This is a genomic window from Rhodopirellula sp. SH410 (assembly GCF_055811895.1).
Window position 1 is genome coordinate 928,709 of sequence record NZ_CM147949.1, and the last position, 22,474, is coordinate 951,182.

Genomic DNA, 22,474 nt, shown 5'->3' on the forward strand with positions numbered 1-22,474 from the left:
CCGTCGAACGAATGCTCGCCAGGAACGTGAGCAGACGTCGGGGATTATCGTCGGGGGTTGCAGCCACCGACACTCCCGATCATTTCTCCTCCCAGTATTTGTGGCGTAGCGTCGTGAGCATGTCGGCGAAACTCGGCTTCGACCTCCAGTGGTAGCGAGGTCGGTTCGGAACCTGGAGTTCCTCGCCAAAGTACCGGGTATTCCCGTGCGATAGTGTGCGTTTGCGGTGGGGGCAGAGGCGGTGATCGGCGTTCTCTGCGTCCTCGCGTCCCCCCGACTCTGCGTTGAATTCCTCTCTACGACATGGGGCCACCCATCTAGAACGAAGGGACATTAGAACGAAGGGACACAGCACTTGTTGGAGGATTTTGACCTCCCCATCGGAGCGGATCTCGCCGAGTTGGATGCTTGCGTCGATTTTCGCGAAAAGATGCTCTGTCCCTCTGATTTTGGTCCCTCTACAAGCATGCAGGGCGGCCTCTGCGATGGTCGGGGGAATCTTGGTCGCTCCGTTGCCATTGGCATTGATTCGACCACGAAAAACACGAATCACACGAATTTGACCCACGCTGACTTTTCGTGTTATTCGTGTGATTCGTGGTTCAAACCCCACGCTGGTTGCCGGGCCGGCTGCATGTCTCTTTCGAAGGCAACGATTCATTGCCTGTCCCTAATTTCCTGCGATGGTCGGGATAATTTTGGTCGCTCCGTTGTCATAGGCATTGATTCGACCACGAAAAACACGAATCACACGAATTTGACCCACGCTGACTTTTCGTGTGATTCGTGTGATTCGTGGTTCAAACCCCACGCTCGTTGCCGGGCGGACTTGCATGTCTCTTTCAAAGGCAACGATTCATTGCCTGTCCTAACTTCTATCTTTGGTGTGTGAAAGACCTGCCGTCCCTCCAGGACTACGCGATCATCGTTTGCAACCGGTTCCCCGGACTTGCGTCCGGGGCTGTTGCATGCCGTGACTTCGTCACTAAGAGGAACTCAAAACGAGAAAGCTCAGAGGGACATCGCACCTCCTCAATAAACTCCTACCAGCATGCAGGGCGGCCTCTGCGATGGTCGGGGGAATCTTGGTCGCTCCGTTGCCATTGGCATTGATTCGACCACGAAAAACACGAATCACACGAATTTGACCCACGCTGACTTTTCGTGTGATTCGTGTGATTCGTGGTTCAAACCCCACGCTCGTTGCCGGGCGGGCTTGCATGTCTCTTTCAAAGGCAACGATTCATTGCCTGTCCTAACTTCTATCTTTGGTGTGTGAAAGACCTGCCGTCCCTCCAGGACTACGCGATCATCGTTTGCAATCGGTTCCCCGGACTTGCGTCCGGGGCTGTTGCATGCCGTGACTTCGTCACTAAGAGGAACTCAAAACGAGAAAGCTCAGAGGGACATCGCACCTCCTCAATAAACTCCTACCAGCATGCAGGGCGGCCTCTGCGATGGTCGGGATAATTTTGGTCGCTCCGTTGTCATTGGCATTGATTCGACCACGAAAAACACGCATTCGACCCACGCTGACCTTTCGTGTGATTCGTGTGATTCGTGGTTCAAACCCCATGCTGGTTGCCGGGCGGGCGTGCCTGCGCTAGTCAGAAAGAATGGTAAATCCGGAGCGAATTATGCCGGATCCATCTTGTTTTCAGGGAAATATTATGTCTCCCCTCTTCCGGACCCGGATGATAGGGTCACAATACGTCTAGCGGTGTCCGTTTGCGGCGCGTGGGAAATTCCCGCGATGTCGGTCAGCGGACGATAGCCGTTGTCTTTTCAAAAGACCCTACCCCAATTCTCTCAAGGCAAAAAAGATGATGTTCCGAATTCTTGGTGTTGCACTCTGTGCGTGCAGTTTGACCTTCGCCGGTTGCGACGAGTCGGCCAAAGACGATGTTTCCACCGCGGCTGATTCCGCTGCTGAAACGACTGGCGACGCGATCGATACCGCTGCTGTTGAGACAGACGAAGCGGTTGTAGTTGTCGAAGAAAAGGCTGATGGCGCAGTCGAAGCAGTCGAGGAAACGGTTACCGAGTAAGGGTACCGTTCCGATCGAGTCAGAAAATTCACACGCGGCGACCGAGCAATTGGACGCCGCGTTTTTTATTGCCGAAGCGTCACTCAGTTCTGGAACAGTGCTTCCGCGAAGGAGTCGGGGTCGAACGCGGCCATGTCGGCGAGTCCTTCACCCAGCCCTACGAACTTGACGGGTAATTGGAATTGTTCGTGGATGGGAAGCACGACGCCGCCTTTAGCCGAGCCGTCGAGTTTGGCCAGCACGATGCCTGTGCAGCCGGCTGCCGCACTGAAGCCTTTGGCTTGGCTGATCGCGTTTTGTCCCGCCGTGGCGTCGAGTACCAACAGCACCTCGTGCGGCGCCCCTGGCAATCGTTTTTCGATAACGTTGCGGATCTTTTGCAATTCTTGCATGAGGTTGCTCTGCGTTTGCAATCGGCCCGCAGTATCGATGATCACGTAGTCGGACCCGAGTTCGATTGCCTTGTCGACGCTCTGGTAAGCGATGCTGGCGGGGTCGGCACCGCTTTTACCCGTTACGATTTCGCAGCCGATTCGGCCCGCCCAAATCGTCAGTTGCTCGACGGCGGCAGCCCGGAATGTATCACCGGCCCCGAGCACGAGAGTGTGCCCGCCGCCGTGCAGGTGATGGGCGAGTTTGCCGATCGAGGTGGTCTTGCCACTGCCGTTGACGCCCACTACCAGGATCACGGTGGGGCCGGAATCGGCTTTTGCGAGCCCGCCGTGGTCTTGCCTGAGTTGCTCGCGAACCTCGTCGGTGATCGTGGCAACGACTTCCTCCAACTGCACGACCCGGCCGCGGTACTGTTGGGCCACTTCATCGCGAATTTTGTTGGCGGGGCCGGTGCCCATGTCGGTGCGAATCAAGCGTGCGAACAACTCGCCCAAAAATTCTTCGTCGACGAGCCGCCCTTCGCTCTTGAATAGGTCGCGGATGTCAGTGCCGAGCACCCGGCGAGTTTTCTGCAACCCATGGGAGAATTTTGAAAACAGACGGCCTTTCCCTGCTGACTCTCCCGAAGGTGCCGCGTCGCGGGTTGCTGGTTGGCTCGGTGTTGTCTTCGATCGCCAAAACGCCATCGGTATCGGTTTCCTAAGGATAAAAATCGGTTGCGAGGGACTGAACACCATATCAAACGCCGGTGATCTATTCGACGGGTGGTTCGCGGGCAGGCAGGCATTCAGGTGCGCAGAGTCAAACGTCGAGACGCGGAATCTTCATTCGCTGTCGCCTAGCATCGCGTGAGGAAAAGCGGACGTCGCTACGCTCGCCAGAGCGTGGGGGCCGACAGTCTGGCGGACGGTGGCTACGGGAGACTTTCGTGACTTGTTGTTCACGCGATGCTTACTGCGAGAATGGCTGAAGGATGGTGGGGAGTTGGCGGTAGAGGAACCTCGGCATCATGCTGAGATAGCGATCCGAGACGGGGTCGTGCTCGATGAAGACGAGCGTGTCGGCGCGAGCGGCGGCGTCGCGGATGCGCTGCATGATTTCCTCGCGCCGGGGCCCCAGTTCGTCGCCGATCACCAGCAATGGCATGCGATCGTAGGTGGCCGCCGTGCCGACCCACCAATGCTTTGCGTCGGCAACGCGGACTTGCAGGCCCATCGGGGCCAGTGTTTTGGCAAGCATCGCGCCGGCGGGTTGATCGGCGTAAGGCAGCACCAGTTGTCCGGGCGTTAAACGCCGTTGGCGGGCGTCATCCCAGTTGACGACACAGGCGACTTGGTTGATGTGCGCGGTTTGCCGGAGCAGGCCCGCCAGTGTGATCGCGGTGTCAAGTTGCGGCCCCGACTGGCCGCCTTCGAGCAGCGGCCATTGTTCGGGGAAGAGCTCAGGCAGCTCGTGGGCGGCATCTCCCTGGGACAGCAAGCCGTTGGCATGGGTGGTCCAGTGCGCGATCGCTTGTTCGGGTAGTTTGGGATCCAGGCCACGTGCCAGACGCAGACAGTCCGTCACGAGCGCTCGCAAATTGAGTTGCTCCCGCTCGTTCCACTGGGGATCCTGGGCAAACCGATCGACGAGGGCCTTTGCCGACTCTTGCTCCGCGGCGAAGTCGTCGGTGGCGAGCACGGCTTGCAACTTCGCCTGGGTATCAGCGATTGTGAGCGTCAGCAGCAATCGTGTCTCCTCCCGCTCGAAGGCAACGCCGGCCTCACTGGCGATCGCGTCGATCAATTCGCCGATCGGCTTCCAACCCGGCTGCGGGTCACGGACCTTCTGCGAGATCGAAATGTCAGCTAAGTCGAGGGTGAACCAATCGATTTGGATCGGGACTTGAGTCAATTCGCTGCAGACGAAAACGAAGCCGGTCAAAGGATAGCCAGCCGTTTGGATCGCAACTCTCAGTTTGAGCGCGTTGTCAATGTTCACTTCGGGTGGCGGAGTGGCCAACAGCATCGGGTCGAGCATCGCGTCGGCGGCTTGATCCACGACGAGGTCGTCCATGGGAGCAGTCGCCGGGGTCACCGGTGGCGCGTCGGGAGCGTTGCCGGGCAGATCCAGCAGATCGACAAAGGCCGCGAGTTCGGGCGGCAGGTCCGTCAAAGGATCTGCGGCGGGGGCGTCGGTCTGCCCCGGCACAACGGCCGGATTGTCAGTCAGGGGACCTGTTGTCGACGTCGGGTCCCCGCCTGCGAGCACGTCCATCGGCATGAGATCCGCAGGGATCATCGCGTCGGTAGGGGACGGGACCGTGTCGGTGGGAGACGGGACCGTGTCGGTGGGGGCGGCGGTCTCGGGCTGCGGTGTGGTCGTCTCGTCCGCCGCGGACGGGCCCACTTGCTCGGTGGCATCGGCATCCGGTGTTGATTCGTCAGCGGGGGCCTGCGGCGTCGGGTCGGGAGTACGCTCCGTGATGGTCTCTTCTTCGACGGAACGCGATGGGGGCCCTGGCTCGCTGTTTGGCTGGGGCTGTGCCTGTTCGGCGATGAGCGGTTGCGGATTGGAGCCGCTGAGCGACCACATCACCAGGATCGCGACAATCAGCAATCCCCCGGCGATGGCGATGGCCATGAACAGTCGCTGGCGGAACTTTCGCGTCGATTCGCTCGCCCAGGCTGCATTGGTTTGCCAATCTGCGGGGTCGCTGGAGTCGTTGTCGGCTTCTGTTTCGTGAGGTGTCGGTGATCGGTTGGCGTCGGCTTCAATGGGTGGTGCCGACGCCGCGGCAAATCCGCCATTGCCGCGGCGTGAGCCCGCCGACAGTGCGAGGTCCTCGTTGTTGAGGAGATCGCCCTGGGTGATCTCCTGGCTATCGACCGGGTCACTGCCGACCACCATGGGCGGTCGTGCCGGCGTGTGGGGGCGGGAGGCCTGGGACGCACCGGTCGGTGGTGTTCCCGGTGGCTGTGTGGCCGCGGGAGGGGGCACCGTTGGGGCAGATGGCGTGGGCGACTTCGGCTCGGGTACCTCGATTTGTACCATCGAACCGCAGCGTGGGCAGGCTACGATCGTGCCGATCAAAGCCTCGTCGGTCACCCGCAGGCGACCATGACAGCTAACGCACCGAACGGCAAAGGAAACAGTCAAGGGTTATTTACCGCCCGCTTCGGCAATCATGCTGGAGACTTCGGTGGTGACGAGCGAGGCGGGCAGCGCGTAACTGACGACACGTCCGGCTCGGGCGATGTTGATACCGATCACATGTCCTTCGGTGTCGAGGACTGGGCCGCCGCACTGTTCGGGATTGAGCACGGTATCGTGCTGGAGGGCCCGCTCGAATCCTGACAAGCGAACATTGCGTGCACCGTTGACTCGCGCGTCGTTTTCCGACTCCTGCATGACTGCAAATTCGCTCAGTTGAGCAGGGATATCGACCGTGCTGCCATCGCGTTCGATGGTCAGCTGGACGACTTCGCCGGGAAACATACTGTTGAGGGTCGAGACGACGATATCGACAGTGTTTTGGGTCTGCCCATCGATGGCGATGATTCGATCGCCCATTTCCAAGCCAGCTTCATCGGCACCGCTATGCGGAATGATACTGCGAACGCGTGCCCCGGCTTGTTCGGTTTGCTGCAGCTTAATGCCCAAACGCCCCATGTGTCCGACTTTGCGGGGTGCCGCGCCGACGACACCAATTCCCGCAACACGTCCCGATCGGTCGGGGCTGACCAGGAAACTGCCAATTTGGGGAACGGCGGACGTGAACTGGACCGCATGGAGCGATTGGTCGACCGTTGCGGCATCGGCCTGGACGATCAGTAACGCCAGGTCACTGGCCCGGCGCACCGCTGCGACACGCGCCGGCAAGAGCTGGCCATCGGCGATGCGTATGCGGATCGGATCGCCTGACAATTCGCTGCGTTTGGTCAGAATGTAAACGTCCTGCAGGTCCGTCGACGCTGTTGGGATTGGGGTTGTGGCAGCCACGGCCGCGGTATCGGCGCGACTGACGACGGTTCCCAACGCCACCGGTCGACCGCTGCTGATGACTTCCACGACGCTGCCCTTGAGCTCCCCGGCAATTGGGTGGAGGAGTTGCATCATCGCATTGCTGTCGCGGCGATGGACGACCCGGTCGACGAGCCGCTGCTGCAGCCATTCGGGAATCGGCGCGGCGTCCTGGGCGCTGACGGGCGGTGCGGCGAGCATGGTGGCCGTGCCGAGCAAGAACGCACTGCACAGGAGTCGCCAACGGTGACCGGTATCGACGAGTGGATGGTTAAGAGGATTCATTGGCTCTTCCGATTTCGACAACAACTTGAACGAGACTGCCCGCACGGCGTAATCTAACTTGGATGCGTTCACCCGGCATCGTATCAGCAACCGCGTTTTTGAGTGATTCGAAATCGGTGATCGGTATGTCACCGAATCGTTCGACCACGTCACCCTTCTCGATACCCGCTGCGGCGGCGGGAGAGCCGGGGTAGACGATTTTGACGTTTGCTTCGTCGGTACCGTTGCCTTGGACGCCGAGTACCGGTTTGAACCCGGGCAAGAACCCCCATGATTCGTTCTGGCTCATGCGATCCCAGGATTCACCAAAGTGGTCGATCGGTACATGCAGGTTGTCCGCGACGTCGTTGCCAATCCGGCTGTGAACGGCAATCAATCGTCCGGCCAAATCAAAGAGTGGCCCGCCTGAATCGCCGCCAATGAGTGCGCAATCGGTATCGAGGGAATCCCGGCGAACGTCCAGAATTCGGCCCACCCGAGTCACCATGCCACGATCACGGTCGTATCCGCCGGGGTGGCCGGTGGCGATGCACCACATCCCACTGCGCAGGTCTTTGCTCTTGCCAAGGGTCGCGTAGGTCCAGGGTTTTCCACCATTTTGGCCGGGATCGATTTTGATCAGTCCGGCATCGACCTCGCGATTCATGCCGCGGGTCTTGGCGGTGACGGTGCGTCCATCGGCGAGCGTGAGGACGGCGACTTTGCCGGGCCGCATCGCTACGTGGGCTGCTGTTAAAACAAATCCACTGCCCGTCACGATGACCCCACACCCCTGTGCGGGGCCAATCTGCACGCTCACGGTACACTTGCTCGCCCGCCCCGCGACTTGCTGGGTCTGCCGTTGCAGCACACGAAGCATCTCGAGAGATTCGGGGACGCCCCCGCGATCGAGCAAACTTTCTAGGCTCGCCGGCGGTTGGACGTAGGTATCGCCGTTGACGTTGACGTTGACGTTGACGTTTTCGCCAGCGGGTTCAGCGCTCGACGAGATCCCACCATCGGGCGGAATTTGATCTTGCGCGATCACCGGCGAGGCCACCGCGAGTAGGACCGCAGCGGTGACAGACGCTTTCACGAACCAGCCGATTCGCGGCGGGGCGTTCGCTCCGGTTTCGGATGTTTTTGTTTTCAACCTGTCAGTCCCATCGCAAAAAACCACGGATTCGACACCTCGTGCACTCATGTTCTAGTATAGGAGCCCGCACAGAGGCTCCCGTATTGTACCCTCTGTATCCCCATTCGCCCACCTTTTTGGGGCGAGATGAACATAGAAACGGGTCCCTTCTGCCATGACAAAAAACACAACCGATTTAACTTGCCGTTCACCGAGTCTGCTGATTGTCGGCTGTGGCTATCTCGGCGTGCGAGTCGGCCGGGATGCGAAATCACGCGGTTGGTCCGTTACCGGAACCACACGAAACCGCATGAAATCACTTGCCGAGCAAGGGTTTCACCCGCTGCAGTTCGATTGGGACGATACTCGTGATCTGGCGGGGGTTGCACAGATTATCGAAAATCGTGACATCGATCGCATCCTCATCTCGGTTAGCTACGATCGAAACAGCCCTGTGGATCGGTTCGACTCGCAAGTGGGTGGACTGTCGCGGTTGCTACGGCAGGTTCGCAGTACCTCTGAGCAGCTTGGGCGAACCGTCCCGGATGTCTGCTACATCAGCACAACGGGTGTCTACCACCAAACCGGCGGCGTGTGGGTCGACGAGTGCGCCACCACGCGACCCACGCGCGAAGGCGGTCGGGCGCACTTGCTGGCCGAGGCGAAACTGCGCAGTTGTTTGGGGCAGTCGGCGTGGACGATCCTGCGGCTGTCGGGCATTTACGGCCCCGCACGCGTGCCCCGAGCCGCTGACGTCCGGGCGGGGCGACCCATCGCTTCGCCGCCCGAGGGGTATTTGAATTTGATCCACGTTGACGACGCTGCGGCAGCAACCATTTCGGCTTTGTCATGGGCCGACGGGGGCCGCTCCAGCAGTTCCGACCGCGAGCGGCTGTATGTGGTCAGCGACGATCGACCCGTCATCCGTCGCGAATTCTACGAGGAAATCGCGAGGCAAACCGATTCCGCCGAGCCTACCTTCGTCACCCCAGCGAAGAATTCGCCCGTGCAATATCGCAGCGAAACGGACAAACGGATTTGGAACCACCGCTGCAAACGTGATCTGCTGAGGCAGCTACGCTTTCCGACCTATGTCGAAGGTTTGCGGGCGATTCTGTAGACAAAGATGGATCATCCGACGGAAGCGTGCGCCGGAGGTTTTAGGCTAGTTTTTGCGCTATCTTGGGGACATACCAGGCATGTCTCAAGTGTCCAGTGATTTATTTGTGGGATTGGATGGACAGCAGTTCGACTGCTTGGTTTGAAAACAGATTGGATACTGGAGCGATCCTTAAAAAAACTTCCACGGTACTCCCACGCACCCTTCCGTTGGATGAGCCAAAAAGAGGCGCCGTGATGGTCCCCGCAGTGACGATCGTCGCGGCATGTGATCGCCCCGGACGCAATTCCAGGGGATTTATCGCCGCGGAGAGCCGCATCCTCGACGCGAGGCGGTAAACGCCCATCGGCTGATTCACGTACGGAAAACTTTGCACAGGTACTCGCTTCGCGATTCTAAATGTTTGGACGCCCGGCCACCCCAGGCGGGCGTCCGAGTCGATCTCGAGCTGCCGCTTCGTGGTGACGTCGTTGAACCCTGTGTTCATCGGGCCGCGATATCTTCGGTAGAATCGCGATATCTTCGGTAGAAGTGCGGGGCGATGCCCACGCAGTTAAAAAAAATTTCCGAGTGGGGGTTTACCGTTGTTTTTCCCGCTCGGCTTGGCGGGCGGGGAAGTCCACGACGACGAGCTTTTGGTTGGGCTCGTCCCAGGCGTATTCTTGGTAGTAGGGCAGCATCGGCAGTTGGATGCCATCGGTTTTGCCAGGCTTGATGATCTCGGACATGAGTTTGGCATGGTCGAGCGGCTTGGGATCTTGAATGCTCTGAGCGTTGCGAATCTGGATCGTCTTTTCTACCGACATCCCGCCCAGTTTTCCCACAGTGGTGCGGTAGGCACCCGCACTGGCGGCTAGCGGGTTGTTGGCCTCCACCTTGGTGCTGGCCAGGACGCCGCCCTCAGCGATGGCAGCTTGGAGATCGAGCACGTTCTGAGTCGTCTTGCCGATCGTTTCTCGCGGGGTGGCTTCTTCGGCGGTGGTCCCTGGGGTCGTCGATTCGTTTGTTTCCGCGGTGGGCTTCGACGGCATGCATCCGCTGAGGGCGAGCAGCCCCATGAGGGCGGTCATCAGAAAAGTCGTCTTCATCCGTCGGTCTCCAGTTTTCGGCCGTTGTTGAATTCCAATCCTGCCGATCAAGATAGCAGATTTAGGCCCGCGAACCGGATAAATTGGCCTTGGGCGCGGGAGGATGTTTTTGGTAGTCGATACGGTTCTCGCAAGTTTTTGCTCGCTCTTCCTCTATCCCTCCGAGTCGGAACCTCCCCATGGCGTCTGAAAAACGTTTTGCCGATCGTTTCGGTTCCCCCGCAACGAAAATTCCCAACGCTGAAGGGCGACAGGGGATGGGACGGCGTGCCATCCTCGTCGCCCTGCTCGCTGCCGGGGCATCCGGCGTCACATCGGGGTGCAAAGACGGGCCGATGTATGCGCTCAAGACGGTCAACCCCTATTTCACGATGCGTCAATGGGCGCGGGACGAGGAGCTCGGGGTCACGGACCATCAGCGCCGCAAGGAATTGCAGGCGCTCGTCAAGACCATGCCGAATCTGCCACCGGAGCGCCAGCAGTATTGGTCGAAGCACCTGGAGCAAATCTACACGCATGACGAGAACGCCGAAATGCGCCGTTTAGCAGTGGTCGCGGCGGGCAAGTCATCCGATCCGACGATGTTGAAGTTGATCGAGAAGGGGCTGGACGACGACGTGATCAAGGTCCGCATGGAGGCCTGTCGGGCGCTCGGGAATCGGCGTGAAGACGAGGCGACACGCATGCTGGCGGAAACGATCGGCAGTTCGCAGAACAAAGACGTGCGCCATGCCGCGATCTCGGCCCTCGCGGAGCATCCCGGCCAGGTCGCGACCAATTCGCTCAAGCTCGCATTGGAAGACCGAGACCCTGCCACTCAAAGCCTCGTCATGAGCGCCTTGCGGCAGAATACGGGCAAAGATTTTGGCGATGATCCGGAAACCTGGATTGCAGGACTCGATGGCAAAGATGTCGATGAGAAACCACGCGGCGGCTTGGGATCGTATTTTTAAGCGTGGAGTCGTGATCGAACCGGGGACACTCGGCCAATGACGCTATGGAAACGGCGCGAAATGAAGTAGACTGGGGAGCCTCCCGCATGCTTCTCTGCTCACCGCTGTAAAAAACTCCACCGATGGCGACTCAACGACTGACCAAACACAACGCGTCGATGATTCTCGCGGGTGTGGCGTTGAAAGCCGACCGCAATGCTGACGCTCTGTTGTTGCTTTTGGATGGTGGAACGGATTGGAAACGCATCTCCGAGTTGACCGATGCCCCCAAGAACACGGTCATCATCGCTGTCGATACCCTCGAGGATCTTGATGGGGCTGCCGAAGCGGGACTGCGTCCGCTGGCGTTAAACAAGGAGAAAGCCCCCTTACTCGAACGGCTTCAAGAAGCGTTGTTGGAGGCGGCCGCCGATGAAATGATCCGCACCAATGGCGAGGTCGTGGCCGTCTATAGCGGGTTCCAGCAGGGGCGACTGGACTCGATCAGCCACCTGCAACTCGATGAACGGATGCGGCGGTTCACCGTTCGTGATCTGCAGACAATCGAAAGCAGTGTGCCCCTGAAAACGATCAAGGCCGTTGTCGATCTGGCGTCGCAGATCGGTCGCGAAGGCCGAGAGGGCAAAGCCGTGGGCACCATGTTCGTGGTCGGTGATACGCGAAAAGTTCTCGAGCACTCCAGCGACGGTGGCGTCGATCCATTTCGTGGCTACAACAAAAAACACCGCAACCTGCTCGACCCCAAAGTGCAGGAAGACGCCAAGGAGGTCGCCCAGCTCGATGGGGCCTTCGTCGTTACCAGCGACGGTGTGATCGAACGCAGTCGGCAGATGCTCGAAGTGTCCCACGAAGATCTGAAGATGACCAAGGGCCTCGGTTCGCGGCACTGGGCCGCCGCCGCCATCACGAGAAAAACCAAAGCGGTCTCGGTGGTGATCAGTCAATCGACCGGGACCGTCCGGCTATACCAAAATGGTTTTCTGATTCTGCAGATCGTGCCGATGGATAAAGCCGTTAAATGGCAGGAGTTCGCCTTCGAGCCGCCGCCGCAATCGAGTGAGGATTGACCGCGCGTCACGATTTGCTAGTTTCTGGCGAAATCATGATCCCCAGCTCGGGGCTCAATTTTTCTCGTCGTCAACCAGTGGATCTCTCTCATGACCAACACCCGAACCGAACGCGACTCCATGGGCGAAGTTCACGTTCCCGCGGACGCTTATTACGGTGCGCAGACGCAGCGTGCCGTCGAGAATTTCCCCGTCAGCGGCTGGGAGCTGTCACCGGCGATGATCTCAGCGATGGGACGCGTGAAATGGGCCTGTGGGATCGCGAACGCCGATCTCGGCAAACTCACCGGCAGCGGCAAAAACCCGCTCTCCGATAAACAGGTCGCCTCGATGTTGGATGCGTGCCAAGAAGTCGTTGACGGCAAGCTGGCGGATCAATTCCCCATTGACGTGTTCCAGACCGGCAGCGGCACGAGCAGCAACATGAACGTCAACGAGGTCATCAGTAACCGTGCCATCGAGATCGATGGCGGCGACCGAATGGCGGAGGCGAAGTCGATCCATCCCAACGATCACGTGAACATGGGCCAGAGCACCAATGACACGTTTCCCACGGCGATCCATGTCGCGACGGCTGTCGAAATTCAAAATCGTTTGATCCCGACTTTGCGGCGGATGCACGCATCGCTCCAGCAAAAGGCAGAGGCTTGGGACAAGATTATCAAGATCGGACGGACGCACCTGATGGATGCCACGCCCCTGCGTCTGGGCCAAGAGTTCGGCGGTTTTGCCCGCCAAATCGAAATGTCGATCGATCGCGCCGAGCGCGCCCGCGACGCGGTCCTCGAACTGCCCGTGGGTGGCACTGCCGTCGGTAGCGGCATCAACACGCACCCTGAGTTCGGTGCACGTGTCGCCGCAGAACTCGCCAAGCAAACGGGCATCGATTTCGTTGAGGCGGCCAATCATTTCGAAGGTAATGCTAACCGCGACGGGCTCGTCGAAGCCCACGGCCAGCTCAAATGCATCGCCCAGACGTTGCTCGGTCTGGCCAATAATATCCGTTGGCTCGGCAGCGGGCCGCGTTGCGGCTATTACGAAATCAAGCTGCCGACCCGGCAGCCCGGCAGCTCCATCATGCCCGGCAAAGTCAATCCCGTGATGTGCGAATCGCTGATGCAGATCGCCGCCCGCGTGATCGGCAACGACACGACGGTCACCGTCAGTGGCGGGTGTGGCGGCAACTTTCAGCTCAATATCATGATGCCCGTGATGGGGCACACTGTGCTCGAGTCGATCGGGCTGCTCGATGGTGGCTGCGCCGCGTTCATTGATTTCTGTCTCGATGGCATGGAGCCCAACGAAGAGGCCTGCAACGCCGCAGTCGAACAATCGCTGTCGATGTGCACCAGCCTGAACCCGCTGATTGGCTACGAGCAAGCAGCGGCGCTAGCGAAAGAGGCCTTCAAAACCGGCCAAACAATTCGCGAACTTTGTGAGCAGAAGAACCTGTTGCCCGCCGATCAGCTCAACGATGCCCTCGACCCGTGGAAAATGACCGAGCCGCAAGCGTAGTGATTACGCATTGCTGAGGTGATTTTTGAGTATCACGGCGTTGTTATGTGCTTCATCCTTCGCCGCGTAGATCAACAGGATCGGCTTTTCGCCTGCGGCATCGAGCAGTGCTTCGATTTGTTCGGACTTGCCGGACAATTCATCGGCGTATCGCGTCTGAAACTCATTCCACTTGTCGGGATCGTGATCGAACCACTTGCGCAGCTCATTGCTGGGCGAGAGTTCTTTCGCCCAATCATCTAAATTCAGCGATTCCTTCTTCACGCCACGCGGCCAGAGTCGGTCGACCAGCACTCGGTAGGAATCGTCTGACTCGGGCAGATGGTAAGCCCGTGCAATCTCGATGTTGCCGTGGGGATGTTTTGATCCGCTCATAGGTGATCTCGTTTGAGGAAACCGCAATCCGTCCATTGCCGAGCCTCGGATTGCAAAAATCATTCCGTTTCCGACGCTTTTCGAATCGCGTCGGCAAGGCCTTGCATGGACGCCGTCTCAGCGACGGCATCGACGCGGCGGTGATGGCGGCGGAGCACTTCGGCCGTGATCGGGCTGATCGCTGCGAAGCGACAGTTCTCCAGGTCATCCCCATAGAGTCGCTCGAGGTTTTCAGCCGTCGCACTGCTGGTCACGGTGACCCAATCGATTTCGCCTTGTCGCAGCATTGTAGCGATGTCGGGATTCGCGACCGTCACATCGGTGTTTTGATACGCGATGACTTCTTCAACGTCCGCACCGGCGGCTACCAGGCCATCGGGCAGCGCCCGGCTGCCGCGGCTTGCCCGGACGATCAGCACGCGTTCGCCCCGCACGCTTGGTCCCATTTCGTCGACCAACCCGTCAGCGTCAAATTGTTGGGGAATCGTGTCGGCGGCCAGGTGATAGTTGCTCAGGGCCGCCGCCGTTGCGTTGCCGACCGCGGCAATCCGCAGCCCCGCGAGGCAGCGTAGGTCTCCGCCTCGCGCGAGGATGCGTTCCATCCAATACCGCACGCCATTGGTGCTGGCGAAGACGATGGATGTGAAGGTGGGCAAGCGATCGATGGCACTGTCGACGTCTGACCAATCGTCGGGGGCGCTGACTTCGATCACACTGTGGCGAACGACACTGGCGCCGAATTCCTCGAGCGGGCGGGCGAGGTCATGGGCTTGATCGGCGGGGCGAGTCACGAGCACGCGTTGGCCGTGCAGCGGTCGGCGGCGGAACCAGTCCATGGTTTCAGCCAACCGCGTGACTTCGCCGACAATGGTGATCACTGGCGGTCGGAATCGGCTGGCGGGCGTGAGGTGCTCGACGACCTCATCGAGTCGGCACGCAATCTGTTGCTGGTCGGGCATGCTGCAGCGACGGACCAGGGCACAGGGTGTTTCAGGCGGTTTGCCCGCGTCGAGCAGGGCCCGTGTCCATGCTTCGGCTGTCGTCACGCCCATGTAGATCACCAGCGTCCCGGGAAACGCGGCCAGGGCCGCCCAATCCAGCGCCGATGTCGACTTGCCCGGCTCCTCGTGGCCGGTCACCAATGCGACTGCGGAGGCGATTCCCCGGTGTGTGATGGGAATTCCAGCATAGGAGCCCGCCGCCAAAGCGGCCGTGATCCCGGGGACAATTTCGTAGCGAATTTCTGCGGCCACGAGCGCATCGACCTCTTCGCTGGTTCTCGCAAAGACAGCCGGATCGCCCCCCTTGAGCCGCACCACGCACTTGCCTTGGGAGGCGTGGCGGATTGTTTCGGCGATGATCTCCGGCTGGGTCCAGATCCGAGTTTGCCCATGTTTGCCAACGCAAATGCACTCGGCTTGGGGGGCGTGGGCCAGCATCTCGGTATTCGTTAGCCCGTCATACAGCACCACGTCGCTGCGGCGCAGCCAATGTTCCCCTCGTAATGTCAGCAGTTCGGGGTGTCCGGGGCCCGCCCCGACCAGGGCGACGAAGCCAGCGGAGTCAGGCGCATTCATAGTTTTTCGGGGAGAGGTCACTGAAGGTTCATGTCCAAGCGTAGGATTTTCAAACATCGGCGGGAGCAGCGAAAGCGTGCTAATCGCGGGTTCCGTGTGTAGCGATTATGGAAGTTTTACTTGGATCTGGACAGCCGCCCGTCCAATGGGCATAATACGCCGCTTGCCAATTCACTCGCAGGCGGACACCCGCCGCGAAATCAACATCTTTTGTAGTCTCCAACGGGGCAGCACGCGATTGCTGCTGCCAAACACATGCCAAATACCCAGAGCGCCAAGAAACGACTCCGTCAAAGCGAAGTCCGCCGTCTCCGAAACCGCGGTGTCCGCAGTAGCATGCGTGGCGCCATTCGCCGTGTCCGCGAAGCGGTTGCAGCGGGCGAGCAGGAAAAGGCGCAGAGCGAATTTCGATTGGCGTGCAAAAAGCTAGATCAAGCTGCTGCCCGCAATGTCATCCATCGCAACGCCGCCGCCCGCACGAAGAGCCGGCTCAACGCAGCGGTGAAGAAGGTCGCTCAAGCCGCCTAGGCGGCCTGTTTGTTGGCGAAGCCCACGGCCGTGCAATCGCCCCGGACGCCCGTCCGGGGAACCGGTTGCGAAGGCTGTCCCCCCCGTATCGTCCTGAAGGGGCGGCAGGTGTTTCGTGCGCCAGCGATTCGCATGGAAAATGCTGGGAACGCCTGTTGTCGCTTTGCGGTTTCGGAGCCGAATCTGCACAGCAAAATAGGACGCCAACCCGCGATTTTTGAGCGACGCCAGTCCCCGCTCTATGGTCGCATTTCGGAACGAGTGAATACCAGCGACATGACATCACTCCCGTCCGCGAGCGTTGCTGTGATCTTGCCTGCCGCTGGTAGCGGCCAGCGTTTTGGTGATCATGCCAATAAACTGTTTGCACTTTTACGTGGGCGTCCGCTGTGGACGTATGCCGCTGAAACACTGCTGCGCCGAAGCGAAGTGAACCTGATTTGGTTGGCGGTGTCGAAGCGGGATCGAGATCGCTTCGCAGATCAGGTTTTGAGTTTGTCGCAGCCTGATCGGGTACGCCTTGTCACCGGTGGTGCCGAGCGTAGCGATACCGTCGCCGCGGCCCTGGCGGAAATCAATCGCACAACCAGCGAAGCGACTCGGTGGGTAGCGATCCACGATGCGGCGCGGCCGTTGCTGACCGACGCAGATGTATCGGCTGTCTTCTCGGCGTCCGCACGGACCCGCGCTGCCATCCTGGCCACGCCCGTGACCGGGACGCTCAAGCGTGGCTCGCACGATAGCTCCGCTTGCCAGACCATCGATCGGAGAGGAGTATGGGTAGCTCAGACGCCGCAGGTATTTGCCTTGGATTTAGTTTGCCAGGCCTACGCACGCCATCGAGGTCGGCCGGCGACCGACGATGCGGAGTTGGTCGAGCGAACAGGGCATCCCGTGTCGCTGGTCACCGGGGCTGCGGACAACCTCAAAATTACCTATCCCGAAGACCTGGCGGTTGCCGAAGCGTTGATGCAAACGCGTCCCGCGAACTAGAAGCCTTACTGAGAATCATAAAAAATCCGCAGCGAACGCCGCCGGATCGTGATTTTTGAACCAACGAACAACGAATCAGATCAACATGACGCAGTCCCATTCACCCGCGGCCGCCGAGATTCCAGCGGCCACGCCAACAACCGAAAACCTGCTCGATGAACTTCGGTGGCGTGGTTTGATCCATCAGACCACCGATGAAGAAGGGCTGGCGAAATTGCTGGCCTCAGGGCCCCAAAGTATCTACATCGGGTTTGATCCGACCGCCTCGAGTTTGCACGTGGGCGGTTTAATGCAATTGATGATGTTGCGGCGATTCCAGCTCGCCGGCCATCGCCCCATCGCGTTGGTCGGGGGTGCCACCGGCATGATCGGCGACCCCAGCGGTAAGAGTGAAGAGCGTAATTTGCTCTCCGCCGAACAGTTGCAGCTCAATGTCGACGGTGTCGCCGCACAGATGCGACGGTTCCTCGATTTTGAGGGCGAAGCGGGGTTCAGCGGCAGTAACGGGGCTCTGCTGCTAAACAATTTTGATTGGATGCAGGGATACTCGTACCTCGAATTCCTGCGGGACGTCGGTAAGAACTTTCCGATTGGCACGATGATGGGGAAGGAATCGGTACGGAGCCGGATCAATAGCGATGCGGGGCTGAGCTACACCGAGTTCAGTTACATGCTGCTGCAAGCCTACGACTTTGTGCATTTGTTGCGTGCTCACGGCTGCCGCATTCAGGCGGGCGGTAGTGACCAGTGGGGCAACATCACAGCCGGCATCGATCTGGGCCGGCGGATGACCGGCGAGCAGCTCTTTGGCTTGACGGCGCCGCTGCTGACGACCGGTGACGGCAAGAAAATGGGCAAGACCGAGAAGGGTGCGATTTGGTTGGACGCCGAGCGCACCAGCCCGTACGCGTTCTACCAGTACTGGGTCCACGTCAACGACGAAGACGTCATGCGGTGCATCGCCTACCTGACCGAGATCGGCAGGGACGAGTACGAGGAATTGGCTGAGCGAACCGAAAAGGCAGCTGGAGAACGGGCGGCGCAAAAGCGTTTAGCGCAGTGGATGACTCAGCTTGTTCACGGCGGCGAGGGGCTGCAGTCGGCCGAGCGGGCGACGACGATCCTGTTTGGCGGTGATATCGGCAATGCGCCGGACGCGGAGCTGCAGGAGATCTTTGCTGACGTACCCAGTTGTGATATTACGGACGAGCAGATTGCGGGCGATGGTTTGTGGATCATCGAGGCCTTGCAGCTCGCCGGGCTATGCTCCAGCGGCGGCGATGCGAGACGCAGCGTCAAGGAAAGTAGTATTTCGCTCAACAGCGTCCGCGTCAGTGATGAGCAGAAACGAATCATTCGCGACGATTTTGCAGGACGATCTGTCATTGTGCTGCGTCGCGGGAAACGAAAATACGCACTGTTGAAACTCTTGCCCGATGCATCCCCAGGTGAAAAAAATGCGAACGCAACTTGAAGAAACACTCCAGCAACTCCGCACCCAGCTCGCCAGTCTCGATAGCTTGGCCCCTGAGCAGCGTGAGCAGTTGCAGGCGACGGTCAATGAAATTGAGCAAAGTCTCGACGAGCAGGATGTCAATTCCCACTCGCTCGCCACTCGCTTGAGCGATGCCACAGCCGAGTTTCAAGAGTCGCATCCGGCGCTGACCAGCAGCGTCGGGCGTATCGCCGACATGCTCTCTCAGATGGGCATCTGATCTCCCCGCTGATCGCCCACCAGCGGCCTGGCTTGGTGTTGAAGACTGGCCGCAGGGGGGCGAGTTCGATCGCCGCGAACGCGGCATGTCAGGATCGGGGCAATTCGTTGGGGCCCCTTCGTGATGTCCAGGATGATCGTCTCATCGTCCTGCGGGGGTCAACGATCCCGCCCTACCCCATGCTGATATCCTGGAGGTCGAGTACAATGGACTGTATTCCGTCCAGGGTGGGAGCATCCGAGCGAGCGGCACGCAACGAAGTATCTGTGAAAACGAGGGATTCTGTGGGCCAAGAAATTCATTCCGTTCGTGCGTATCAGTATCTTCGCAACCGATTGATTTCCGGTGATTTCGAGCCCGGAACGCGGTTGTTGTACGGACCGATCGGTAAGGAGCTCGGGATCAGCGCGACGCCCGTCCGGGAAGCGGCGGGGCGATTGGCCAACGAAGGGCTGGTCGAGTTGGTGCCTCAAATTGGGGCTGTCGTCCGCAAGATCGGGCGTGCTGAGCTCGTCGAGATTTACGAAGTCCGGGAAATTATCGAACCCGGCGCGGCTGCGATTTCGGCCCGTAAGGCGAGCGAGGAGCAAATCGCGGCCATCGAGGCTGAACTCGGCAAGATGTATGCGGCGGCTCAGGACCAGGAGCGATCGGGAACCGACGTCGCGGGCCGCGACATCCAACGGGAGTTCGATAAAGCTGATTTTACCTTCCACATGCGGGTCCTCGAGGCGACTGGTAATCGCGCGATCGTGCAAACGGCCATGCACTCGCACGCCTTGATCCGCGTCTTCGGGATTCGCAAGAACAGTCACGATACCGACTCGATGAAACTGACCTGCGCTCAGCACCAGGCCATTTATGATGCCATTGCTAATCATGACCCCGATACGGCAGCCGCCGCAGCGCTCGGGCATATCCAGTACGGGCTGATGCTGTACTTGAAGCTGATGGATCAACAGGATGCCGAGTCTGCCGTCGGCCAGGCGTCTGAGGTCCACTGATTGATGCCTGACCTTATCGCGCAAGGTACCGTCGACTCCCAGGAAGCTTCGCCAGGTTCGGGGCGTTGGCGTCGCGGGTTACCCGAGATTGCTGCCGGTCGTGACGTGCTGTTGGGGCGGCAGCCTCAGTCCTCACCGCCTCCGGGGCGATCCTCCGGTCAGGGCGGTGTTGACGTCGATGTGCGGGCGACGACTGCCCCGGGCCAGCGTCAGAGACGCCATGTCGCTGCGATCCCCTGGGCGGTTCCCTGGGACAGTTCGATTTCGCGACACCACGCCATCCTCACGTCGCTGAGCGGCGATCGGTTGCAGGTCACACGCGATCCCCGCGCGCGCAATCCCATTTTTTACCGAGGGAAACCGCGAGATCAATTTGTCCTTGTTCCGGGCGAGCACTTTGTGATCGGGAAAACCACCTTCACGCTTGCTCGACGGCCTGGATTTTCGGTGGAATCGAACCGCCCCGCAACGCCGTCTGGTACCGCACTGCTCTCGCCGCATTGCGGCACTCAGTCCGCCGAGCATGCAGGCGTCTCCGGGGCACCGACCGCGGCGACGCCTGACTACATGGCCGCGCCGGAGAGCGGTGAGGTGACGGAGATGGCGTTCGCTGAATCGGCTCTGCGACAGAAGAACTTTTACGATTCGCAGGCCCGCATCGAGTTATTGGCTCGATTGCCGGACCTCGTCGCTGGCAGTGTTAGCGACGAGGAGTTGTTCGCCCGCGTCACCGATGTCTTGCTGCGGGCGACTCCGTCAGCATCCGCTGTCGCGATTGTTCGAGCGAGTGAGCGAGATCTCGAGTCGCAACTACCGGACTCGATGCTTGAAACGCCCGGCATGCAGATTCTGCATTACGACGTCCGTGATAACGAATCGAACTCCCACGATGTCAGCACGAAACTCGTCAATGCCACGCTCCGCCGCCGCGACAGTGTGTTGCATTTGTGGGAGTATCAGCCCTCCCGAACGAGCGCTGACCCTCAGGCTCCGAAAGACGCGGTTCCCGACTACACCGTGGCCGAGAATGTGGACTGGGCCTTCTGTGTTCCGCTGCGGAGCGACGCGTGTCGAGGGTGGGTGCTCTACGTGACCGGCAGCCGAGCGGGCGTGATGACGAGGGGGGGGCCTATGACGGGCGGCCCCGCGACGGGGCATTCCGCAACGGGGGATTCAGGGCCTGGCGGCGCAGTGAATCAGGGGCTGATGAGTGATTCACGGACGCTGGTCGATCGTCTTAGCGACGATGTTAAATTCGCTGAAGTCGTGGGTTCTCTGGTGTCAGGTATCCGCCAGGCCACCCAGTTCCAGCAGCGGCATGCGGCGATGCGCCGATTTTTTGCACCCGTGGTACTCGATGCCATCGCGGGTACCGATTCGGAGAGCTGGCTGCAGCCGCGCGAGTGCAGTCTGTCGGTGATGTTTTGCGACTTGCGTGGATTCTCCCTTACGTCGGAGGCCCAGGGCGGCCAGCTCCTCATTTTGCTGGAACAGGTCAGTGCGGCATTGGGGGTGATGACGAAACATATTCTTAATACGGAAGGTGTCATCGGCGATTTCCACGGCGATGCCGCCATGGGGTTCTGGGGCTGGCCTTTGCCTCTGCCGCATGGCACCGATCCGATGATCGCCGCGAGTGCCGCCGCGGCCCAGGCGGCAGCCGATATCCGCCGGGACTACGCTCGCGGCGAAACCGAGTTCCGCTGCGGGATTGGGATCGCCTCGGGACGCGCCGTCGCGGGACGCATCGGCACGGTCGATCAAGTCAAGGTCACGGCGTTTGGCCCGGTGGTGAATCTCGCCAGCCGTTTGGAGGGACTGACGAAAGTATTCGGCGTCGAGATCATCGTCGACAGCGTCACGGCAAAGCACTTGCAGCGGCAAGCGACCGCAGTTCAGCCCGGTGACTCCAGCGGTTCGCCTGGCACCCCGGATCCGGACGCGGTCGAGAGCGGCTCGTCTGCAGGCTTTCAATTGCGAACGCTCGGTCGGGTGCGTGCTGCGGGAACGCGAACGCCAGTGGAGATTTTTCAATTGATCGTCCCGCTCGAAAACCAGCCGCAACTCAGCCAGGATGAGCTCGAAATATCGCGTGCTGCTTTCGCTGCGTTCGGTGAGGGGCGGTGGGATGATGCCTATCAGCAATTGCATGAATTGCCTGCCTGGGATCGACCCAAAGACGTTCTGTTGCAGCGGATCCTGGAGTACCGCCGTGTGGCACCGCCAGACTGGGACGGTGTGCTCACGTTTTCAAAGTAGCGATTGCAGGAGCGACAGCCCGTCAGCGCGGCTGTTTCTCGCGGTATGCCCGCAGTACCGTGATCGCGTCGGAGATGCTTGCCCCCGTTTCCTCGCAATAAAGCTTTGCGGCGTCGGCAAGTTTTATTTCAGGATCGTCGCATTTCGCACGCACGGCATCTGACGGTTCGGGGAGTTCGGCGATATCGACTGGTTTCTTGCCATACATCATGACGGTGGCGGTAAACAGACCGCAGCCGATCCCGTAAAATACCCAACCCCAGAATGGTGGCAAAGCTTTTACCGTCATTCCAAGGATCATGAAGACGGCTGAAACGACGATGCCCGTGAAGAGAAACAGCGGGGTTTCGCTCCATGAAAAATCACGGGGTTGAGAAGACGGGGCCGCCTTCTCGACGTCGTGTTTTTCATCCGTCATATAAATCATCCGTATCAAAA

At 59.8% G+C, this 22,474-nt stretch carries 20 protein-coding genes; 11 read left to right on the forward strand and 9 right to left on the reverse strand.

From position 1 onward, the window contains the following. Positions 1-670 precede the first annotated feature (670 nt). Positions 671-835: a hypothetical protein gene (locus SH410x_RS03735; protein WP_473674749.1), complete on the reverse strand. Its 165-nt coding sequence runs from the start codon at positions 833-835 to the stop codon at positions 671-673. A 988-nt stretch (positions 836-1,823) separates the two neighbouring features. Between SH410x_RS03735 and SH410x_RS03740 the strand changes: the two genes are divergently transcribed. Further along, positions 1,824-2,048, forward strand: coding sequence for a hypothetical protein (locus tag SH410x_RS03740; protein ID WP_473674751.1), 225 nt, complete (start codon positions 1,824-1,826; stop codon positions 2,046-2,048). Positions 2,049-2,131: 83 nt separating this feature from the next. Here SH410x_RS03740 and ftsY read toward each other — a convergent pair whose 3' ends face one another. The 4 genes from ftsY to SH410x_RS03760 form a co-directional block, all read right to left on the reverse strand. Further along, complete coding sequence (ftsY, locus tag SH410x_RS03745) at positions 2,132-3,127, reverse strand: signal recognition particle-docking protein FtsY (RefSeq protein WP_473674753.1); 996 nt, start codon at positions 3,125-3,127, stop codon at positions 2,132-2,134. Between the two features lie 265 nt (positions 3,128-3,392). Then, positions 3,393-5,579 (reverse strand): hypothetical protein, encoded by a 2,187-nt coding sequence (locus tag SH410x_RS03750; RefSeq protein ID WP_473674755.1) that lies wholly within the window; start codon positions 5,577-5,579, stop codon positions 3,393-3,395. A gap of 3 nt (positions 5,580-5,582) precedes the next feature. Next, on the reverse strand, positions 5,583-6,728 hold the full coding sequence (locus tag SH410x_RS03755) for a PDZ domain-containing protein (RefSeq protein WP_473674757.1): 1,146 nt from the start codon (positions 6,726-6,728) through the stop codon (positions 5,583-5,585). Further along, positions 6,715-7,860: a S1C family serine protease gene (locus SH410x_RS03760; protein ID WP_473674759.1), complete on the reverse strand. Its 1,146-nt coding sequence runs from the start codon at positions 7,858-7,860 to the stop codon at positions 6,715-6,717. Before SH410x_RS03760 ends, SH410x_RS03755 begins: the two co-directional genes overlap by 14 nt. Before the next feature lie 157 nt (positions 7,861-8,017). Here SH410x_RS03760 and SH410x_RS03765 point away from each other — a divergent pair, with 157 nt between their 5' ends. Beyond that, on the forward strand, positions 8,018-8,962 hold the full coding sequence (locus tag SH410x_RS03765; RefSeq protein ID WP_473674761.1) for an SDR family oxidoreductase: 945 nt from the start codon (positions 8,018-8,020) through the stop codon (positions 8,960-8,962). Positions 8,963-9,540: 578 nt separating this feature from the next. Here SH410x_RS03765 and SH410x_RS03770 read toward each other — a convergent pair. Continuing rightward, positions 9,541-10,050, reverse strand: coding sequence for a hypothetical protein (locus SH410x_RS03770; RefSeq protein ID WP_473674763.1), 510 nt, complete (start codon positions 10,048-10,050; stop codon positions 9,541-9,543). A 179-nt stretch (positions 10,051-10,229) separates the two neighbouring features. Here SH410x_RS03770 and SH410x_RS03775 point away from each other — a divergent pair, with 179 nt between their 5' ends. The 3 genes from SH410x_RS03775 (at position 10,230) to SH410x_RS03785 (ending at position 13,585) form a co-directional block, all read left to right on the forward strand. Next, a complete protein-coding gene (locus tag SH410x_RS03775; protein WP_473674765.1) occupies positions 10,230-11,003 on the forward strand; it encodes a HEAT repeat domain-containing protein in 774 nt (257 codons plus the stop codon). A 122-nt stretch (positions 11,004-11,125) separates the two neighbouring features. Beyond that, a complete protein-coding gene (locus SH410x_RS03780) occupies positions 11,126-12,070 on the forward strand; it encodes a DNA integrity scanning protein DisA nucleotide-binding domain protein (protein WP_473674767.1) in 945 nt (314 codons plus the stop codon). Between the two features lie 90 nt (positions 12,071-12,160). Further along, entirely contained in the window at positions 12,161-13,585 is a 1,425-nt protein-coding gene (locus SH410x_RS03785) for a class II fumarate hydratase (RefSeq protein ID WP_473674769.1), read from the forward strand. Positions 13,586-13,588: 3 nt separating this feature from the next. On the opposite strand, the gene SH410x_RS03790 is transcribed toward SH410x_RS03785, so the two are convergent. Next, entirely contained in the window at positions 13,589-13,960 is a 372-nt protein-coding gene (locus tag SH410x_RS03790; RefSeq protein ID WP_473674771.1) for a DUF488 domain-containing protein, read from the reverse strand. A 59-nt stretch (positions 13,961-14,019) separates the two neighbouring features. After that, positions 14,020-15,537: a uroporphyrinogen-III C-methyltransferase gene (cobA, locus tag SH410x_RS03795; protein ID WP_473674773.1), complete on the reverse strand. Its 1,518-nt coding sequence runs from the start codon at positions 15,535-15,537 to the stop codon at positions 14,020-14,022. 255 nt (positions 15,538-15,792) lie between these two features. Here cobA and rpsT point away from each other — a divergent pair, with 255 nt between their 5' ends. From rpsT to SH410x_RS03825, 6 genes are all read left to right on the forward strand, one after another. Continuing rightward, the gene (gene rpsT / locus SH410x_RS03800) at positions 15,793-16,065 is read left to right on the forward strand and encodes a 30S ribosomal protein S20 (RefSeq protein ID WP_473674775.1); all 273 of its coding nucleotides are present in this window, start codon (positions 15,793-15,795) and stop codon (positions 16,063-16,065) included. Positions 16,066-16,341: 276 nt separating this feature from the next. After that, positions 16,342-17,058, forward strand: coding sequence for a 2-C-methyl-D-erythritol 4-phosphate cytidylyltransferase (gene ispD / locus SH410x_RS03805; protein WP_473674777.1), 717 nt, complete (start codon positions 16,342-16,344; stop codon positions 17,056-17,058). A gap of 85 nt (positions 17,059-17,143) precedes the next feature. Further along, on the forward strand, positions 17,144-18,532 hold the full coding sequence (tyrS, locus tag SH410x_RS03810) for a tyrosine--tRNA ligase (protein WP_473674779.1): 1,389 nt from the start codon (positions 17,144-17,146) through the stop codon (positions 18,530-18,532). Then, positions 18,516-18,773 carry a DUF4404 family protein gene (locus SH410x_RS03815; protein WP_473674781.1) on the forward strand — a complete coding sequence of 86 codons (258 nt, stop codon included), beginning with the start codon at positions 18,516-18,518 and terminating at the stop codon, positions 18,771-18,773. The genes tyrS and SH410x_RS03815 overlap by 17 nt, the downstream gene beginning before the upstream one ends. Positions 18,774-19,057: 284 nt before the next feature. Then, a complete protein-coding gene (locus SH410x_RS03820) occupies positions 19,058-19,777 on the forward strand; it encodes a GntR family transcriptional regulator (protein WP_473674783.1) in 720 nt (239 codons plus the stop codon). A gap of 3 nt (positions 19,778-19,780) precedes the next feature. Next, the gene (locus SH410x_RS03825; RefSeq protein WP_473674785.1) at positions 19,781-22,036 is read left to right on the forward strand and encodes an adenylate/guanylate cyclase domain-containing protein; all 2,256 of its coding nucleotides are present in this window, start codon (positions 19,781-19,783) and stop codon (positions 22,034-22,036) included. 22 nt (positions 22,037-22,058) lie between these two features. Here SH410x_RS03825 and SH410x_RS03830 read toward each other — a convergent pair whose 3' ends face one another. Continuing rightward, entirely contained in the window at positions 22,059-22,454 is a 396-nt protein-coding gene (locus SH410x_RS03830; protein ID WP_473674787.1) for a hypothetical protein, read from the reverse strand. Between the last annotated feature and the right edge of the window lie 20 nt (positions 22,455-22,474).

What these genes read in the sequence shown, in the direction of transcription:
- tyrS (WP_473674779.1), top strand. Translation starts at nt 17,144, where the DNA reads ATGACGCAGTCCCATTCACCCGCGGCCGCCGAGATTCCAGCGGCCACG.
- ispD (WP_473674777.1), top strand. Translation starts at nt 16,342, where the DNA reads ATGACATCACTCCCGTCCGCGAGCGTTGCTGTGATCTTGCCTGCCGCT.
- SH410x_RS03770 (WP_473674763.1), bottom strand. Translation starts at nt 10,050, where the DNA reads ATGAAGACGACTTTTCTGATGACCGCCCTCATGGGGCTGCTCGCCCTC.
- SH410x_RS03735 (WP_473674749.1), bottom strand. Translation starts at nt 835, where the DNA reads ATGCAAGTCCGCCCGGCAACGAGCGTGGGGTTTGAACCACGAATCACA.
- SH410x_RS03780 (WP_473674767.1), top strand. Translation starts at nt 11,126, where the DNA reads ATGGCGACTCAACGACTGACCAAACACAACGCGTCGATGATTCTCGCG.
- SH410x_RS03825 (WP_473674785.1), top strand. Translation starts at nt 19,781, where the DNA reads ATGCCTGACCTTATCGCGCAAGGTACCGTCGACTCCCAGGAAGCTTCG.
- rpsT (WP_473674775.1), top strand. Translation starts at nt 15,793, where the DNA reads ATGCCAAATACCCAGAGCGCCAAGAAACGACTCCGTCAAAGCGAAGTC.
- SH410x_RS03765 (WP_473674761.1), top strand. Translation starts at nt 8,018, where the DNA reads ATGACAAAAAACACAACCGATTTAACTTGCCGTTCACCGAGTCTGCTG.
- SH410x_RS03755 (WP_473674757.1), bottom strand. Translation starts at nt 6,728, where the DNA reads ATGAATCCTCTTAACCATCCACTCGTCGATACCGGTCACCGTTGGCGA.
- SH410x_RS03830 (WP_473674787.1), bottom strand. Translation starts at nt 22,454, where the DNA reads ATGACGGATGAAAAACACGACGTCGAGAAGGCGGCCCCGTCTTCTCAA.
- SH410x_RS03740 (WP_473674751.1), top strand. Translation starts at nt 1,824, where the DNA reads ATGATGTTCCGAATTCTTGGTGTTGCACTCTGTGCGTGCAGTTTGACC.
- SH410x_RS03815 (WP_473674781.1), top strand. Translation starts at nt 18,516, where the DNA reads ATGCGAACGCAACTTGAAGAAACACTCCAGCAACTCCGCACCCAGCTC.
- SH410x_RS03785 (WP_473674769.1), top strand. Translation starts at nt 12,161, where the DNA reads ATGACCAACACCCGAACCGAACGCGACTCCATGGGCGAAGTTCACGTT.
- SH410x_RS03790 (WP_473674771.1), bottom strand. Translation starts at nt 13,960, where the DNA reads ATGAGCGGATCAAAACATCCCCACGGCAACATCGAGATTGCACGGGCT.
- SH410x_RS03775 (WP_473674765.1), top strand. Translation starts at nt 10,230, where the DNA reads ATGGCGTCTGAAAAACGTTTTGCCGATCGTTTCGGTTCCCCCGCAACG.
- ftsY (WP_473674753.1), bottom strand. Translation starts at nt 3,127, where the DNA reads ATGGCGTTTTGGCGATCGAAGACAACACCGAGCCAACCAGCAACCCGC.
- cobA (WP_473674773.1), bottom strand. Translation starts at nt 15,537, where the DNA reads ATGAATGCGCCTGACTCCGCTGGCTTCGTCGCCCTGGTCGGGGCGGGC.